This window comes from Lysinibacillus parviboronicapiens (assembly GCF_003049605.2).
In the GTDB taxonomy this organism is placed as follows: domain Bacteria; phylum Bacillota; class Bacilli; order Bacillales_A; family Planococcaceae; genus Lysinibacillus; species Lysinibacillus parviboronicapiens.
This window is the reverse complement of the sequence record NZ_CP073713.1, coordinates 4232562-4250236: the sequence shown is the minus strand read 5'-3', so window position 1 is coordinate 4250236 and position 17675 is coordinate 4232562. Positions and strand designations below refer to the sequence as shown.

The 17675-nt window shown below is 37.6% G+C and carries 14 protein-coding genes; all 14 read left to right on the top strand.

The window, feature by feature from the left end; translation table 11 throughout:
* The first annotated feature begins 50 nt into the window (after window positions 1–50).
* The 14 genes from C9J31_RS20570 to C9J31_RS20510 all read left to right on the top strand — a co-directional run bounded on the left by C9J31_RS20570 (window position 51) and on the right by C9J31_RS20510 (window position 17665).
* Window positions 51–1187 carry a CamS family sex pheromone protein gene (locus C9J31_RS20570; protein ID WP_107924730.1) on the top strand — a complete coding sequence of 379 codons (1137 nt, stop codon included), beginning with the start codon at window positions 51–53 and terminating at the stop codon, window positions 1185–1187.
* Between the two features lie 406 nt (window positions 1188–1593).
* The gene (gene gatC / locus C9J31_RS20565; protein ID WP_010857153.1) at window positions 1594–1881 is read left to right on the top strand and encodes an Asp-tRNA(Asn)/Glu-tRNA(Gln) amidotransferase subunit GatC; all 288 of its coding nucleotides are present in this window, start codon (window positions 1594–1596) and stop codon (window positions 1879–1881) included.
* 24 nt (window positions 1882–1905) lie between these two features.
* Window positions 1906–3369 carry an Asp-tRNA(Asn)/Glu-tRNA(Gln) amidotransferase subunit GatA gene (gene gatA / locus C9J31_RS20560; protein ID WP_107950012.1) on the top strand — a complete coding sequence of 488 codons (1464 nt, stop codon included), beginning with the start codon at window positions 1906–1908 and terminating at the stop codon, window positions 3367–3369.
* Window position 3370: 1 nt separating this feature from the next.
* On the top strand, window positions 3371–4798 hold the full coding sequence (gene gatB, locus C9J31_RS20555; protein WP_107950013.1) for an Asp-tRNA(Asn)/Glu-tRNA(Gln) amidotransferase subunit GatB: 1428 nt from the start codon (window positions 3371–3373) through the stop codon (window positions 4796–4798).
* Window positions 4799–4965: 167 nt separating this feature from the next.
* Window positions 4966–5526 carry a thioredoxin family protein gene (locus C9J31_RS20550; protein ID WP_107950015.1) on the top strand — a complete coding sequence of 187 codons (561 nt, stop codon included), beginning with the start codon at window positions 4966–4968 and terminating at the stop codon, window positions 5524–5526.
* A 147-nt stretch (window positions 5527–5673) separates the two neighbouring features.
* A complete protein-coding gene (locus C9J31_RS20545) occupies window positions 5674–6588 on the top strand; it encodes a diacylglycerol kinase (protein ID WP_054767641.1) in 915 nt (304 codons plus the stop codon).
* Between the two features lie 394 nt (window positions 6589–6982).
* Complete coding sequence (locus C9J31_RS20540) at window positions 6983–8329, top strand: cytochrome ubiquinol oxidase subunit I (protein WP_107950017.1); 1347 nt, start codon at window positions 6983–6985, stop codon at window positions 8327–8329.
* Window positions 8326–9351 (top strand): cytochrome d ubiquinol oxidase subunit II, encoded by a 1026-nt coding sequence (locus C9J31_RS20535; RefSeq protein WP_107924727.1) that lies wholly within the window; start codon window positions 8326–8328, stop codon window positions 9349–9351. The genes C9J31_RS20540 and C9J31_RS20535 overlap by 4 nt, the downstream gene beginning before the upstream one ends.
* Before the next feature lie 12 nt (window positions 9352–9363).
* Complete coding sequence (gene cydS, locus C9J31_RS24085) at window positions 9364–9486, top strand: cytochrome bd oxidase small subunit CydS family protein (protein WP_274520181.1); 123 nt, start codon at window positions 9364–9366, stop codon at window positions 9484–9486.
* Window positions 9487–9689: 203 nt separating this feature from the next.
* Window positions 9690–11054 (top strand): 23S rRNA (uracil(1939)-C(5))-methyltransferase RlmD, encoded by a 1365-nt coding sequence (gene rlmD, locus C9J31_RS20530; RefSeq protein WP_107950123.1) that lies wholly within the window; start codon window positions 9690–9692, stop codon window positions 11052–11054.
* Between the two features lie 280 nt (window positions 11055–11334).
* The gene (gene ltaS, locus C9J31_RS20525) at window positions 11335–13287 is read left to right on the top strand and encodes a lipoteichoic acid synthase (protein ID WP_107924725.1); all 1953 of its coding nucleotides are present in this window, start codon (window positions 11335–11337) and stop codon (window positions 13285–13287) included.
* Between the two features lie 441 nt (window positions 13288–13728).
* A complete protein-coding gene (locus tag C9J31_RS20520; protein ID WP_193767089.1) occupies window positions 13729–14697 on the top strand; it encodes a tRNA dihydrouridine synthase in 969 nt (322 codons plus the stop codon).
* A gap of 815 nt (window positions 14698–15512) precedes the next feature.
* Window positions 15513–16154, top strand: a complete 642-nt coding sequence (locus C9J31_RS20515) for a hypothetical protein (RefSeq protein ID WP_107950019.1) — start codon at window positions 15513–15515, stop codon at window positions 16152–16154.
* The gene (locus tag C9J31_RS20510; protein WP_107950021.1) at window positions 16154–17665 is read left to right on the top strand and encodes a phage baseplate assembly protein V; all 1512 of its coding nucleotides are present in this window, start codon (window positions 16154–16156) and stop codon (window positions 17663–17665) included. Before C9J31_RS20515 ends, C9J31_RS20510 begins: the two co-directional genes overlap by 1 nt.
* The last annotated feature ends 10 nt before the right edge of the window (window positions 17666–17675 follow it).

The window sequence follows — 17675 nt, the reverse complement described above, 5'->3', positions numbered from 1 at the left end:
ACAAAAAATCTTCGTACAAAATTGATTATTAGTAAAGGGGTACTAAAATAATGAAGTCATTTCGACTCATTCCAGCAATAGTAGCTGCTGCAATGCTAGTCGGCTGTGTGCCTTCTAATAAGAAGGAGACAGAGCTTACACAGGAGACGCAACAGGAAAAGGCGGAAACAACGATTATTCCAAGCTTAAAGATTGATGAATCTTTTTATAGAACGCTAATTCCTTACAAAGAAAGTGCAAGCCGAGGATTAGTCGTTTCAAATATTTACACGAAGTATGATATGAAGGAAGTTGAAACAGGTTTAATGCGACTTTCTCAAAATGAATTTGATACAGAAAACTACTACTTCCAAGAAGGTCAATATTTAGCTGAAAGTACAGTGAGTTCTTGGCTAGCACGTAGTTCGCAAACGGAAGATGGTTTAAATCCTCCAACAACTGATGCTATGACACCAGAGGAACGTGCAACCAAAGCACCTGTCTATTTAGCCCATATTGTTGAGCAAAATTATTTAACAAAAACAGATGATAATAAAGTAAGGCTGGGTGGTATTTCGATAGGGCTTGCCTTGAACTCTATTTATTATTATCAAAAAGAGCAATATGGTGAATATTATGAAGAACCAATTCCAGAAGCTGCCTTGGTAGAGCAAGGAAAAAAGATGGCTGCAGAAATTGTTTCACGTATGCGTTCACGTGAAGAACTAAAGGATGTGCCAATTGTTGTAGGGTTGTTTAAGCAACAAGCACGCAATGAAATAATTCCAGGCGCCTATTTCACTTATGGTGTAGCGAAAGAAGGACAAAATGATTTAAGCGATTGGAAAGCCATTGATGAAGAATATGTCATGTTCCCAACAGATGATTCACAGGATATCTATCGCGATGTGAGCAATAACTTCAAGAATTTCAAGCAAGACGTGGATAAATATTTTGCCAATTACACTAGCGTTATTGGAACGGGCTTCTATCAAAATAAGAAAATACAAAAACTAACGGTTGAAATTCCAATCCAATTTTTTGGTGCGGCTGAAGTTAGAGGTTTTACACAATATTTGACTGGTGTACTTATCAATCAATTTGATAATATAAACGTAGAAGTGAGTGTTACATCGATGAATGGTCCAGAGGCATTAATTATGAAAGATGCTAATGATAAAGACCCTTATGTGCATATTTATGATTAAAATATAGTCAGCCCTTGTGCTGGCTATATTTTTATGAGCAAGTATGATATTTTCGGCTTTGGGTCAAGCAACGCTCGTGTCCGGGCTAGCAACGCTCAGCTCTGTGTCAGCAACGCTCAGGCTCGCAACAGGATTAACCAAACCACATGAGGTAATATTCAATTTTAATGAATCATTGCCTGAGTTGGCTAAAAATTAGTTTTCACTAGGAGTTTTTGCTTTGTTCTTCCATACTGTGACATCTGTTGACAACACTTTGTCACAGTAGTGAAAGTTTCTATATTTTTGGTGAAAGTTGTGATTTTTAATACGAAAAATGTTATGATAATGGGCATGGTTAACTTTATTCAGCCCTATTGTTATCAATAAAAACAATGAATCTGATTACTATTCGGAGGTGTGAAAAATGGCAAAATTAACAAAAGAAGAGGTTAAGCACGTTGCGAATTTAGCACGTCTTGCAATTACTGAAGAAGAAGCGGAAAAATTTGCTGAGCAACTTGGGAAAATTACAGACTTCGCAGAGCAATTAAATGAGCTAGACACAACAAATGTTGAACCAACAACTCATGTATTACCACTAGTAAACGTAATGCGTGAAGACGTGGCAACAAAAGGTTTAGACCGTGAAGTAATGATGTTAAACGTAAAAGAACAAGAAGATGGTCAAGTAAAAGTACCAGCTATCATGTAATACTAAAACATAGGAGGATTCCTCATGACGTTATTTGAACGTTCAGCAAAGGAGCTACAAGCTGATATAAAAGCAGGTAACTTAACAATCGCTGACTTAACAAAAGAAGCATATAAACGTGTTGCAAAGCTGGATGGCGATGTTCAAGCATTCCTAGCTTCAAACGAAGAAAAAGCAACTGCACAAGCAGCTGAAATGGACAAAGTACCATTTGAAGAGCGCGGACCACTTTTTGGCCTTCCGATTGGTGTTAAAGATAACATCGTAACAGAAGGTTTAGAAACAACATGTGCTTCTAAAATACTAGAAGGTTTCATGCCAATTTATGATGCAACAGTCGTAAAAAAATTACGTGAAGCCGGTATGATTACAATCGGTAAATTAAACATGGACGAATTCGCGATGGGTTCTTCAAATGAGAACTCAGCGTATAAAACAACGAAAAATCCATGGAACTTAAACCACGTACCAGGCGGTTCTTCAGGCGCATCTGCAGCAGCGGTAGCAGCTGGTGAAGTACCATTTTCACTTGGTTCAGACACAGGTGGTTCAATCCGTCAACCAGCAGCTTATTGTGGTGTTGTAGGGATGAAACCTACATATGGTCGTGTATCTCGATTTGGTCTTGTGGCATTTGCATCTTCTTTAGATCAAATTGGGCCAATTACTCGTAACGTTGAAGACAATGCACTTTTACTTGAAGCAATTTCAGGTTTAGATGCAAACGATTCAACTTCAGCAAACGTAGAAGTACCAAACTTTGCAGCAGCGCTTACAGGCGATGTAAAAGGCTTACGTATCGCTGTGCCGAAGGAATTCCTTGGTGAAGGTGTTGGTGAGGCAGCTCGTCAATCTGTTCTGGATGCATTAGAAGTACTTAAAGGCTTAGGTGCAACAGTAGAAGAAGTTTCTCTTCCTCACTCAAAATATGCACTTGCTGCTTACTATATCTTATCTTCTTCTGAAGCGTCTTCTAACCTTTCACGTTTTGACGGTATCCGTTACGGCTTCCGTGCTGAAAACGTTGAAAACTTAATGGACCTTTACAAAGAAACTCGTGCACAAGGCTTCGGTGATGAAGTAAAACGTCGTATCATGCTTGGTACTTATTCTCTAAGCGCAGGTACTTACGATGCTTATTACAAAAAAGCACAGCAAGCACGTACACTTATCAAAGCAGACTACGACAAAGTTTTCGAAGACTTTGATGTAATTATTGGACCAACTTCACCTACACCAGCATTTAAAATTGGTGAAAATGTAGATGATCCAATGACAATGTACGCGAACGATATTTTAACAATTCCTATTAACTTAGCAGGTGTACCAGCGATTTCAATTCCTTGCGGCTCTGAAAATGGTCTACCTCTAGGCTTACAAATTATCGGTAAACACTTCGATGAAGCTACTATTTACCGCACAGCTCATGCTTTTGAACAAGCAACGGAGTTCCATAAACAAGTTCCTCAAATTTGGGAGGGAAAATAACATGAACTTTGAAACAGTAATAGGTTTAGAAATTCACGTTGAGTTGAAAACTGAATCGAAAATTTTCTCTGCGTCACCAAACCATTTTGGTGCGGAGCCAAATACAAACACATCTGTAATTGACCTTGGTTACCCTGGGGTATTACCAGTGTTAAATAAAAATGTTGTTGACTATGCAATGCGCGCTGCACTGGCGTTAAACATGGAAATCGAACAAGAAACGAAGTTCGACCGTAAAAACTACTTCTATCCAGATAATCCGAAAGCTTACCAAATTTCACAATTTGATAAGCCAATCGGTAAAAATGGTTGGGTTGATATTGACGTAGATGGTTACACAAAACGCATCGGTATCACACGCCTTCATATGGAAGAAGATGCTGGTAAACTGTCTCACGCAGGCGATCATTCATTAGTTGACTTCAACCGTCAAGGTACACCGCTTGTGGAAATCGTTTCTGAGCCGGACATTCGTACACCAAACGAAGCCTATGCATACCTTGAAAAAGTAAAATCAATCATTCAATATACAGGTGTTTCTGACGTTCGTATGGAGGAAGGTTCACTACGTTGTGATGCCAACATTTCAATTCGTCCTTATGGTCAAGAAGAGTTTGGTACAAAAACTGAACTTAAAAACCTGAACTCATTCAACTACGTTCGCCGTGGTCTTGAGCATGAAGAATTACGTCAGGCGGATGTATTATTGTCAGGCGGTGTGATTGAGCAAGAAACACGTCGCTTCGATGAGAAAACAGGTAAAACAATTCTTATGCGTGTCAAAGAAGGAACAGATGATTACCGTTACTTCCCTGAGCCAGACTTAGTACGTCTGTCAATCGATGACGAATGGTTAGAGCGTGTGAAATCAGAAATTCCTGAACTTCCTGATGCGCGTAAAGCACGCTATGAATCAGAATTAGGCTTAACTGCTTATGATGCCGGTGTCCTTGTTATTTCAAAAGAAATATCAGACTTCTTTGAAGCAATGGTGGCGGGTGGAGCAGATGCGAAGCTTTCTGCAAACTGGTTAATGGGTGATGTTTCTGCCTACTTAAATGCAGAACAGAAGGAACTTAAAGATACTGCGCTAACACCAGAAAACCTGGCAGGCATGGTGAAATTAATTACTGATGGTACGATTTCTTCTAAAATCGGTAAAAAAGTATTTGCCGAATTAGTAGAAAACGGTGGCTCTGCGGAAGAAATCGTTAAAGCTAAAGGATTAGTGCAAATTTCTGATGAAGGTGCATTATTAGCTATTGTGTCAGAAGTGTTAGATAACAATGCACAATCAATCGAGGACTTTAAAAATGGTAAAGACCGTGCTATTGGTTTCTTAGTTGGTCAAATTATGAAAGCAACTAAAGGTCAAGCGAACCCACCAATGGTAAATAAATTATTACAACAAGAAATCGCAAAACGTTAATTACTTGTTGTTACACTGAGCCAAGAGAGTATAATAGCTTTCTTGGCTTTTTATATGCAAAAAATGTACATACTAATAAAAGTAGCACTTAATAGTTGTCTAAAAAGAGTATTCATAGCAAAATATAGAATAGATTAACATTACAATTATTAGGGGGACTTAAATCCATGAAAACTGAACAGCAGTATTTCAATGAAGCAATAACAATTCAACAATATATGGACAATATGGATACACTAAAAGATGATAGCTTCCGCATTTATGATAATTTTGAGGTGCCGCCTAATGATGGATTTATCGAACTACTGAAGGACAAGCAACCAAAGATATTAACAATTACAGAAGATTGGTGCGGGGACGCCATGTTAAATAATCCAATTATTCGCCGTATAGCTGAGGCAGCAGGATTAGACATGCGTGCGGTATTACGTGATGCAGATACAGATTTAATTGACCGTTATTTAACAAATGGTGGACGTGCGATTCCAATGTATGTATTATTAAACGATGCTGGTCAAGTTATTGGCAAATGGGGACCACGTGCGCCTGAATTACAGGACAATGTTGTCAACAAACGCGCTAGCTTACCAGACAAAGAAGATCCTACATTTGAGGAAGCTCAAAAAGCGCTATATGCTGAAATTCGTGAAGAAAGTATGACAAACAAGGCGTTTTGGTCATTTGTTTACGAAGATTTTAAAAAACAGGTTACAGCAGCATTGCAATAAAGAGTAACTAAAATCGTAGCTTACAATAGCTTCATCTAGAGTGATGGAAGGTATTTTAACAGCCGTTATTTCTAGAAGAAGCAATGCAACATTTCAACAAATAATACGTTGAATGAAATAGAATCTAATGAAGCAGGAAGGTATGTTATGAAACGAGCAAGAATCATTTATAATCCTACATCTGGACGTGAAGCGTTTAAAAAGCATCTACCAGAAGTATTAGAAAAACTTGAGGTAGCTGGCTATGAGACATCATGTCACGCAACAACATGCGAAGGTGATGCAACACATGCAGCAAGAAACGCAGTAGAACGCGGCTTTGACATTATTGTAGCTGTTGGTGGAGATGGTACGCTAAATGAAGTTGTTTCTGGTGTGAGTCAATTTGAAAAACGCCCAAAAGTTGGTCTCATTCCAATGGGCACAACCAATGATTTTGCGCGTGCCGTGCATATTCCAAGAAATATTGATGAAGCCGTTGAAATCATTATTAAAGGCGATACGTTACCGGTTGATGTTGGATTACTAAATGGAGAACGCTATTTCATCAATATTGCTGCAGGTGGGCGTATTACAGAGCTAACCTATGAAGTGCCAAGCAAAATGAAAACGATGCTAGGGCAACTAGCTTATTATTTAAAAGCAGTTGAAATGATTCCATCTATTAAAGCATCACATATGCGCATCGAATATGATGGTGAGGTATTTGATGGAGATGCAATGATGTTTTTATGTGGCTTAACAAATTCAGTAGGTGGCTTTGAAAAATTAGCACCTGATGCGAGCATTAATGATGGATATTTCACATTACTTGTATTGAAAAAGGTGAGTTTACCTGAATTTATTCAGCTCGCCGCAATGGCATTAAGAGGCGAACATTTAAATGATGATCGTGTTATTTACAAAAAGGCAAGTGTCGTTAAGGTAACTACTGAAAATGAAGTTCATTTAAACCTAGATGGGGAATATGGTGGAGATGCGCCTGCAACTTTTGAAAATTTAAAGCGCCATATTGAAATATTTGTACCTATAGAAGATATTCGTGAGGAAGACCGTATTTAATTTATCAGTGGGGCTGCCTAAAAAGTCCTTTAAACCATAATATCTGGTTCATTGTTTATCAATGCAAAGTACCGAACGACAGGTAAAGATACAGCAAGACATCATCAATTCTCTATAAATTGGGGATTGTGAACGAATTAAGAAAAATGTTTGGCGAATGTGCGTATATTACATGAACAATATTTGAAACCTTTATAATAGGCCGAAATTTCGGTCCATTATAAAGGTTTTTTTCGTTGCAATAGTGGAAAATGTGGGTAAGGGAAAGGGAAAGGAAGTGTTGCCTTTGTATAAGTCACAAGAAAAAAAGCTTATGTGGTTAAGTTTTGGCGTTGCAATTATAATGCTACTTTCTATACTTGGCAAAGTATTTGGAAGTTAGGAGGGCAAAGAAATGGTGAATGAATCAGCAGTCTTTTGGAGTAGGGCATTAACGGAACTAACCTTATCGTTCCATATTATTTACGCAACGATAGGTGTAGGAGTACCGTTAATGATCATGATTGCGCAATGGACTGGATATAAAAAGAATGATGAGCATTACATTTTACTGGCGAGACGTTGGGCGAGAGGCTTCGTTATTACAGTTGCAGTAGGAGTCGTAACAGGAACTGCGATTGGCTTGCAATTATCATTACTATGGCCGAATTTTATGCAACTAGCAGGCCAAACAATTGCTTTACCTCTATTTTTGGAAACGTTCGCATTTTTCTTTGAAGCTATTTTCTTAGGCATATACTTATACACTTGGGATCGCTTCGACAGTCAGAAAAAGCATATGCTGTTACTGATTCCAGTTGCAGTTGGTGCTTCCATGTCGGCAGTATTTATTACCATTGTGAATGCGTTTATGAACGCACCACAAGGTTTTGACATTGTTGACGGGCAGCTTGTTAATATTCAACCCTTTATAGCGATGTTTAACCCAGCTATGCCAACAAAGGTAGCCCATGTACTTGTTACAGCATATATGACAGCAGCATTTGTTTTAGCTGCCATTGCAGGTTATCGTATGTTAAAAGGTTCGAATCATATATATCATAAAAAAGCATTGTTATTACTTATGAAAGTTGGTTTAGTTTTCTCAATAGCAGCAGCCATTATCGGTGACTTCTCAGGAAAGTATTTAGCAGAATACCAACCAGAAAAATTAGCGGCAGCTGAGTGGCATTTTGAAACTGAAGATAAAGCATCACTTATCTTACTTGGAATAATGCAGGATGGGGAAGTTAAATATGCCATTAAAGTACCTTATGCTTTAAGTATTTTAGCGCATAATAATCCAATGGCAGAAGTTATCGGCTTAGATCAATTTGCAGAAGAGGATCGCCCTCCGCTGTATATTCACTATTTATTTAATATCATGGTCTTTATTGGCATGTTTATGATGTTAGTATCACTACTTTATGTGTTAGGGAAAGCACGTGGTTGGCAATTCATCCATGCACGATGGTATCGCTGGATTATCGTTGCTGGCGGTCCGCTGTCAATTATTGCGATTGAAGCGGGTTGGTGGCTTGCGGAAGTTGGGCGTCAACCATGGATTTTATACGGATTGATGCGTACACCAGAAGGCGCTACAACAAGCGATCATGTGGATCTAATGATGCTCTTGTTCTCAGGCGTATATGCTGTCTTAGGCATCGGGAGTATCGTCGTATTGATTCGTATGTTTAAAAAGAACCCAATCGAACGTGAGATTGAAGATCGCCATTCTGAAAAAGGCGGTGATATTCTATGACACTAGAGATACTAGGAATTTCGGTATTGTGGATTTTCTTATTTGGCTATGTGATTGTTGCATCAATAGATTTTGGCGCAGGATTTTTTAATGCATATAGTTTACTCATCGGGAAAAATCACATTTTGACGAATATTATTAAACGGTATTTATCGCCGGTGTGGGAAGTTACAAATGTCTTTTTAGTATTCTTCTTTGTTGGGATCGTCGGATTTTTCCCACAAACAGCCTTCTATTATGGAACAATATTACTTATACCCGTTAGTATTTCGTTGGTTTTGTTAGCAATTCGAGGCTCCTACTATGCGTTTGAGGCATATGGTTCACGTGGACATATCGGTTACACACTAACGTATGGTGTGGCAGGTTTACTCATTCCCGCCTCACTTTCTGTTGTCTTTGCGATTGCAGGGGGTGGCTATGTGGATATTGTCAATGAACAACCAGTGCTGAATTATTTTACATTGTATACTAGTACATTTGCTTGGAGCATCGTTGTCCTGAGTATTGCCGCGGTATTGTATATATCAGCCGTGTTCTTAACGTGGTACGCCCATAAGGCAAATGATAAGGAAGCAACAAATTTAATGCGAAAATATGCCCTTATTTGGGCCCTTCCTTTAATGATTAGTGCACTTGGAATCATGTATGAAATGAAATCCATCAATCCAGAAAGTTATAGCCATATGGTAAATTTATGGTGGATGTTCGCTATTTCAGCGATACTATTTATCATTACGGTGGGATTATTATGGATGCGTAAAAATTACGGGCTTGCTGTAGGGCTTTTAATTGCACAATTTGCAGTGGCCTTCTTTGCGTACGGTATTGCTCAATATCCTTATTTACTGTATCCATACTTAACAATTTATGATGGCTTTACGAGCACACAAATGGCGATTGCATTAATCATTGCCTTTATTTTAGGATTATGTCTGCTCATTCCATCCTTGTATTTATTGTTGAAACTATTCTTGTTCAACAAAAATTATGTAACAGGAAAAGAAGACAATCACGCATAGGAGGTTGTGGTTATGGATAAGTTTATTATTTTTTATGCTCCGTTTATAGTCGTTATTATCGGCATTGTAGTTGCTTTTTGGTGGGCACCAAAAGACCGCCATGCCACGAAAAACGTGGGAGAGAGTCGCGAATAGCGGCTCTTTTTTAGCTCTAGTTATGTAAATGAACGTATAGCTTATTCACTGCTCGGATGATGGTGGGGACCGCTCGGGTAGAGCTTCATAACGCTCAGGTCGTTAGATTTACTTTCCAGCTATACCTAAGAAATTCAAGTCTTGTTCTTTTTTCATCCGCCACTGCATGCTACAATAAGGAGATTGAAATGGAGGATGTTCGAATGTCAGCACCCGTAAAAAAGAATGATCGACTCACAGTTTATATAGAAGATTTAACACATGATGGTAATGGCGTGGCTAAAGTCGATGGCTATCCGTTATTTATTCAAGGCGCTCTTCCCAACGAAACGACAGAGGTGCATGTGTTAAAAACATTAAAAAACTATGGCTTTGCCAAAGTCATAGAAATTTTAAAGCCCTCAGCAGACCGTGTAGACGCACCTTGTGAATATTTCGCCCAATGTGGCGGTTGTCAATTGCAACATTTATCCTATGAGGGACAGCTGAAGTGGAAAGAAAATATGGTACGAAATGTCATGCAACGTATTGGCAAAATTAATGCACCAGTTTTACCGGTTAAGGGGATGGAAGAACCTTGGCACTATCGTAATAAAGCGCAGATTCCTTTGTCGATAAATGAAGCAGGACAAGCCATTGCAGGCTTCTATAAAACGAAAACGCATAGCATTGTAGATATGGAGCGTTGTTTAATTCAAACGGGAGAAGCCGACGCCGTTCTCGCTGGATTGAAAAAGGAATTGGCAGCGAGTGGTATTCAACCATATAATGAGCTAACTCATGAAGGCATGCTACGTCATGTAGTTATTCGTAAAGCACGAGCGACTGGTGAAGTCATGGTTGTCCTCATTACGAAAAAGAAAAAGTTCCCTCAAAAAGAAACAGCTGTAGCCATCATAAAAAAACTTGTACCCAACATCACATCGATTATGCAGAATATTAACAGTGCTAAAACCAATGTTATTTTTGGTGATGAAACTGTAAATCTATGGGGCAAAGACGTTATTATTGATACAATTGGCGATGTTCGCTTTGAAATTTCAGCTCGTTCATTTTATCAGGTTAACCCTGAGCAAACGGAAGTGCTATACAAACAAGCACTAGACTACGCTGACTTACAGGGGGATGAACGAGTAATTGATGCTTACTGTGGTATCGGTACCATTTCCTTATTCCTTGCACAAAAAGCACAAGCTGTTATGGGTGTTGAAATTGTACCGCAAGCTATTGAAGATGCAAAACGCAACGCTGCATTAAATGGCTTTACCAATACGTATTTCGAAGCTGGACCTGCAGAGGAAGTCATCCCAAGTTGGTATAAGGAAGGCAAGGAAGCAGATGTGCTTGTAGTGGATCCACCACGCAAAGGGTGCGATGAAGCACTTCTCAATACGATTTTAGAACAACGTCCAAAACGTGTTGTTTATGTATCCTGTAACCCAGCTACATTAGCACGTGACCTCCGTATTTTGGAGGATGGGGGCTATCAAACACAGGAGATTCAACCTGTGGATATGTTCCCGCATTCGACGCATTGCGAAGCGGTTGCGTGGTTAAACTTAACTTAGATATAAGAGCAAGAGTTATGGCTTGAAATACCCCGTAAATGTTAGTTAAAAAACTAACGTTTGCGGGGTGTTTTTATGACAATATTTACAAATAAAAGAAACTATACAAATATCTTTCTTGTATTTAACAACTTGACAGAAGTCTAAATGGGGAGTAAGCTACATTAGCTGCGAAAAAAGCTATTGTGAAAGTACATTTATTTTTTCGAATTTAATACTTATAATCTAAATTAATATAAATCTAGATTTAAATTTAAGTAAGTAAAAGGAAGGTGCAAAAATGAAAAATCTAGTAAGTAAAAAAGATGACCTATTAAACAACTTTTTAGGGATATATTTAATTGCTGTTTTGATGTTATGGTTTAAAACATACATCACGCAAAAAGCACAATTTGAATTAGGTGTAGAAGGATTCCTTCAACAATTCCTTTTAATAATAAATCCACTAGGTTCAGCAATGCTATTTCTAGGATTTTCATTTTTATTTAGAGGAAAGAGAAAATATACATCACTCGTTGTAGTTTACACTCTTATGTCTATTCTTTTATACGCTAATGTTGTTTATTACCGATTTTTTAGTGATTTCATCACATTGCCCACGATTTTCCAAACGCAGAACTTCGGAGATTTAGGTGGTAGTGTTCTTTCTTTATTAAAACCTTATGATATTTTGTTCTTTGTGGATGTATTTGTAATGTTTTACCTACGATTCTCAAGAAAAATACAAAAAGAAACCAATCGTTTTGGCAATAAAAAAGCAATGGCAATTATTGCTTTTGCATTAGTAGTATCAATCCTAAATTTAGGACTAGCTGAATCTAGTCGTCCGCAACTATTAACTCGAGGTTTTGATAGAAACTATATTGTCAAATATCTAGGAATGTATAACTATACGATTTATGACTCAGTAGAAACTATGAAAGCATCATCACAGAGAGCATTGGCGGATAGTAGTGATATTACAGAAGTGATTAACTATACAAAATCTAACTATGCCAACCCTAATGCAAAATATTTTGGTGCAGCAAAAGGAATGAACGTCATCTATTTACATTTAGAATCATTCCAAAACTTTATTATTGACTATAAATTAAACGGTGAAGAAGTTACACCATTTTTAAATTCATTAACAAAAGATGACAATACAGCGTATTTTGATAATTTCTTCCATCAAACAGGTCAAGGTAAAACTTCCGATGCGGAATTTATGCTAGAAAATTCTTTATTTGGGTTACCACAAGGGTCTGCATTTATTACAAAAGCACAAAATATGTACCAAGCAGCTCCTAGTATTTTAAAAGATTATGGTTATACATCAGCTGTCTTTCATGGTAATAACGGAAGCTTTTGGAATCGAAATGTAATTTATAAATCATTTGGCTACGATAACTTCTTTGATGCTAGTTATTATGACACGAGCTCTTCAGAAGACATGGCTGAATATGGTTTGTTAGATAAACCATTCTTTGAACAATCTGAAAGTCTTTTAAGTTCGTTACCGCAACCTTTTTATACGAAATTTATTACGGTAGGGAACCACTATCCATATAAAATGAATCAAGATTTAGTAACAATTGATAAAGCCGATACTGGAGATGCAAGTGTTGATAATTATTTCCAAACAGCACGTTATGCGGATGAAGCAATCGAACAGTTCTTCAATCAATTAAAAGAATTAGGCTTATATGATAATACGATGATTGTTCTTTATGGTGACCATTATGGTATATCAGACAATCATAATAAAGCGATGGAACAAGTCATTGGAAAAGACATTACGCCATATGAAAGTACTAATTTACAACGTGTGCCATTACTAATACATGTTCCAGGAATGCAAGGTGAAACTAACCATACTTATGGTGGCCAAATAGACCTTCTTCCAACGGTATTACATTTACTGGGAATTGATACGCAAAACTTTATACAATCAGGTTCAGATTTATTATCAGAAGAGCATAATGAAATTGTGCCATTTAGAAATGGCGATTTTGTCAGTCCTACAATTTATTCAATTAATGAAAAACTTTATGATAATAAAACAGGTTTACCACTAGATGATAGTCAATTAGAGTTGGCAAATGCTATCAAAAATGAAGTAGAACATAAATTAGGATTTTCTGACAAAGTTGTGAATGGTGACTTATTGAGATTCTATACGCCACCACAATATACGCCAGTTGATCCTTCCCAGTACAATTACTTTAAAGATACGCATGTAGAATCTAATTAATTGTTGAAATTTGGTGGGCAGTTCAAGAAAATGTGTTTGAAATCAAAGAGTGTATGATCCGATTGCTTGATGATGTCTTACCGTTATCTTGAACTGCCTTTTTTATATGTTATTTGGATAGGAACTAAAGAAGTAAACCCACCAACACCCATGTGCTGCCACATACACTCTGAACATTGTGAAGCGGTAACTCGGTTGGAGTTGGACTAATAATAAGCAGTTGATATAGAAAAAATCTATACATCTGCTTTTTTGTTTATAAATTACCATTCAGGACCGATTTTCGTTAATATAAACATTGCTGATTTTCACAATAGTTTTTCACATTTGATAATAAGTTATTAAGCATGATATAAGTGTAAAAGAAGTGGAACATTTGGCTTTATGTTTTTTGACCGAGAGTTTAAAGTTGTATCCATAGTGAGAGGATTTGAGTTTGACATGATAGATAATTTTTGGCGTGATTTACCACGACCATTTTTTGTACTGGCACCAATGGAAGATGTGACGGATGTTGTTTTTCGTCACGTAGTAAGTGAAGCCGGTCGACCGGATGTATTTTTCACAGAGTTTACAAACTCGGATAGCTATTGTCATCCAGAGGGCATGAAAAGTGTGCGTGGCCGTTTAATATTTACAGAAGATGAACAGCCAATGGTGGCACATATTTGGGGCGATAATCCCGAATATTTCCGTCAAATGAGCATTGGTATGGCAGAGCTTGGATTTAAAGGCATCGATATTAATATGGGCTGCCCTGTACCGAATGTGGCATCGAGAGGGAAAGGTAGTGGCCTTATTCTACGTCCAGATGTTGCGGCAGAACTTATTCAAGCGGCAAAAGCAGGCGGACTGCCTGTCAGCGTGAAAACACGACTTGGCTATGACGATGTAAATGAGTGGCAGGAGTGGCTAACGCATATTTTAAAACAGGATATTGCAAACCTTTCTATACATTTACGTACAAGAAAGGAAATGAGCCAAGTAGATGCGCATTGGGAGCTAATTCCGGACATCAAAAAATTACGTGACCGTATCGCGCCAAATACGCTACTAACCATCAATGGAGATATTCCTGACCGTCAAACTGGGCAGGAGCTTGCTGAGAAATATGGTATTGATGGGGTTATGATTGGACGCGGTATTTTTAAAAATCCGTTTGCCTTTGAAAAAGAGCCAAAGGAGCACAGCAGTAAGGAGTACCTGGATCTTTTAAGACTGCAGCTTGATCTTCAAGATCAATATGCGGAAGCACTACCACGTTCAATCACAGGGCTTCATCGCTTTTTCAAAATTTATGTTAAAGGTTTCCGTGGAGCAGGTGAATTAAGAAATCAATTGATGAACACGAAATCAACAGATGAAGTGCGTGCATTGCTTGATAACTTTGAATCAAACAATGTTGATTGACGATAGACGGTAGACTGATGTAACCGCAAAAAAGTTAGAGCTTATTAAGCCATAAATTGGCAGCAATGCATGCGGTATTGAATCCACTAACACCCTTGTGTTGCCACATACACTCTGCACATGTAAAGCTGTTTTAAGAGGCTGAAAGAAATGAAAGCCTTATAATAAGAGTAGCAGATAATTAAATTAAAACAGGATTAGCTTAATGGTTATTGATTTTAATATTAAGTTTAAGAAGCGCTTGCTTTAGTTTTTTAATGGTACGGAAATATCTTCCGTACCATTTTCTTTTGTAATTTGCTTAGTTATTTACCGTCCTCTGATTTTATCCTGCATGAACTTACCGTAGAAGCTCGATTTTTGAAGACTAATAATCAGTGAGGGTTCCTGCGACTAAAGTCTCATATTATAACAGGCAGTAAGACTCCCACCCAAGGTTCAATGAAAGCAATGAACTGAGTAAAGTTTTACGTTATCCCGCATTAACCGCCCATAAAAGTAAGATAGCCCCCACTAAAAAAGTTTCACTTTATCCTTCTTTCACACTGTATATTTAACCACTAAAAATCTAATTTTTCCGACCTATAGGAATACTTTTTGTCTATTCTCATTAATATTGAAGATTGATGTTGACTTTTTAACTATGGTTTATTAGCATGTTTACAGATAAAAATAACCAATTGATTAGTTAATTACCATATATGTAATTAAATTTATCCTGGTGGTAAAAAAGGTAAATTATTAACAAAGGCATCAATTTATTAGGTTATGAGATAGAACGAATACATAGAAATGAAATAAAGGAGCGTGAACAAATGGATTTCATGGATGAAGAAGTGATTGAAATGACGAAACATGCAAGGCAGAAGAAACGAATGGAGAACATCGAAAACCAATTATTACATACTGATATTGTTAAAGCGATTAAAGATGGTGAGCTAATGATCGAAGATGAAACGATTGCCTTTACAGAAATTAGTTTTTATGAGGATCAAATCCGGATGTGCGTGCCTACATCATTTGACGTGATGGAACCTGAATTAATGGATATTAAATATCCATCAAGTCGTAGACCAGATTATATCTATACAAGCGAAAGTACGTCAATCAACGTCACGATGAAAATCATGGAACAACAGATAAAAGCAGAGGAATTGGAAGATTTCACACAGACCATGATGAATATACTTCAAAAAACGCAGCCAACTGCAAAAATGTTGGATATCGACATGGAAGAAGTTAACGGTGTACAAATTGGTTACTTTGATTTCATCATGCCAGCTCTAGATAACAAGATTTATAATTTAATGTTTTTGTTTAGAGTAGGCGAGAATGTGACGATGGGCTCGATTAATTGTTTGCAGAAAGAGATGAATATTTGGAAACCCATTGCTTACGGCATGATGGAATCTATCTCGGTTGAAAACAAATTATTAGATGGAGAAGGTGTTGTTTGATGGATCTGATGAAAAAGGAAACAGCCTTAACGTATAAAGATATGATTGTGATGCCCTATAATATTCGCGTCAATCAAATCGAAATAACGCAACAAATGAATGAGCATGCTACATTGCATTTAACGGGCGTGATTCCAGATGAGCTCGAAGATTCTTATGTATATATGACAGATGCAGAAACGGCTATTGAAGTATTGCAAATCGGTAGTGATGGACAAACTATTCCTATTTTTAATGGGCTAGCGTTAGATGTGCAAGTGAAATCAGTTATGGGCACATATTATTTGGAAGTTAAAGCCGTTTCGCATACGTATGTGTTAGATGTTAAGAAGAAAAACCAAACCTATCAAAATGCGAGTATGCCCTATAGTGAATTAATAGATGTCTGTATTGCCGATCAAAAAGGTGCAGATTTCATGGATTATGTCACAAATGGCGCTGGTCTTGGTAGCTTCACGATGCAATATTTAGAGACAGATTGGGAGTTTCTTAAACGAATGGCATCACGATTTCATACAGGCTTGGTGCCAGACACTGTTCACTCAGCCGCAAAGTTTTACTTCGGTGTTCCATTTCAAGCCGGCAACACGCAGAAAATGGATGCCATTAATTATCGCGTCAAAAAAGCGATTGGCAACTTCCTTGTCTCCAGTAAAAATCACCTCGACAGTATTACCGATAGTGACTATATGTACTATGAAGTAGAATCGATTCAACTATTCAAAATAGGCAATGAAGTTACTTTCCAATCAAAAAAATTGTATGTCTATAACATCATCTCGACACTAAAAGATGGTTTATTCAAGCATATCTATACGTTAACACCTCAGAACGGTTTCAGTGTCCACACTACTTATAATCAAGCCATTATTGGTGCTTCTATTCAAGGAAAAGTAATTGATGTTGCAGGCGACAAAATTCGCATTCATGTCGATTTCGATGAGGGTCAAGAAAAAGATAAGGCCTATTGGTTTCCATATTCAACGATCTATGCATCAGCAGATAATACGGGATGGTATTTTATGCCAGAATTATCTGATAATGTTAGAATCTACTTCCCAAGCAATCGTGAGGATGCAGGGATTGCGATTAGTTCCGTATCAAAAGCGCCTCCACAATCTGGTGCGATGTTAGCAAAAAGTAATCCAGCCAGTCAAGGTGGTGGCGGTCAATCAAGTGCTGCACCATCAGAGGATGGTCGCCAAGATCCAGCGCGGATGGCCGACCCAGATGTAAAAACACTCAGAACCAAGCATGGTAAACAAATTCTACTTGCACCTGATCGGATTGTCATATCTGGTGGAGGGTTAATGATTTCGCTGATGGATGATAATGGAATTTCAATAATAAGTGATAAAAATATTAACTTACAAGCAGCAGAGAAAGTCGTCATCAATGCAAAACAAATAATGATTAATGCGACTGAGAAAATTGAGATGACTTGTAAAGACAATTCAATCAAGATGGAAGACAAAATGGAGATTAAAGGAACAGAAGTACGAGCAAATTAGTGAGGATGTG

Bases quoted from the DNA above. Each gene is read 5' to 3' on its own strand.
- C9J31_RS20570 (WP_107924730.1), top strand. From the start codon at position 51: ATGAAGTCATTTCGACTCATTCCAGCAATAGTAGCTGCTGCAATGCTA.
- C9J31_RS20520 (WP_193767089.1), top strand. From the start codon at position 13,729: ATGATAGATAATTTTTGGCGTGATTTACCACGACCATTTTTTGTACTG.
- gatC (WP_010857153.1), top strand. From the start codon at position 1,594: ATGGCAAAATTAACAAAAGAAGAGGTTAAGCACGTTGCGAATTTAGCA.
- gatA (WP_107950012.1), top strand. From the start codon at position 1,906: ATGACGTTATTTGAACGTTCAGCAAAGGAGCTACAAGCTGATATAAAA.
- C9J31_RS20515 (WP_107950019.1), top strand. From the start codon at position 15,513: ATGGATTTCATGGATGAAGAAGTGATTGAAATGACGAAACATGCAAGG.
- C9J31_RS20545 (WP_054767641.1), top strand. From the start codon at position 5,674: ATGAAACGAGCAAGAATCATTTATAATCCTACATCTGGACGTGAAGCG.
- C9J31_RS20550 (WP_107950015.1), top strand. From the start codon at position 4,966: ATGAAAACTGAACAGCAGTATTTCAATGAAGCAATAACAATTCAACAA.
- C9J31_RS20535 (WP_107924727.1), top strand. From the start codon at position 8,326: ATGACACTAGAGATACTAGGAATTTCGGTATTGTGGATTTTCTTATTT.
- C9J31_RS20540 (WP_107950017.1), top strand. From the start codon at position 6,983: ATGGTGAATGAATCAGCAGTCTTTTGGAGTAGGGCATTAACGGAACTA.
- gatB (WP_107950013.1), top strand. From the start codon at position 3,371: ATGAACTTTGAAACAGTAATAGGTTTAGAAATTCACGTTGAGTTGAAA.
- ltaS (WP_107924725.1), top strand. From the start codon at position 11,335: ATGAAAAATCTAGTAAGTAAAAAAGATGACCTATTAAACAACTTTTTA.
- cydS (WP_274520181.1), top strand. From the start codon at position 9,364: ATGGATAAGTTTATTATTTTTTATGCTCCGTTTATAGTCGTTATTATC.
- C9J31_RS20510 (WP_107950021.1), top strand. From the start codon at position 16,154: ATGGATCTGATGAAAAAGGAAACAGCCTTAACGTATAAAGATATGATT.
- rlmD (WP_107950123.1), top strand. From the start codon at position 9,690: ATGTCAGCACCCGTAAAAAAGAATGATCGACTCACAGTTTATATAGAA.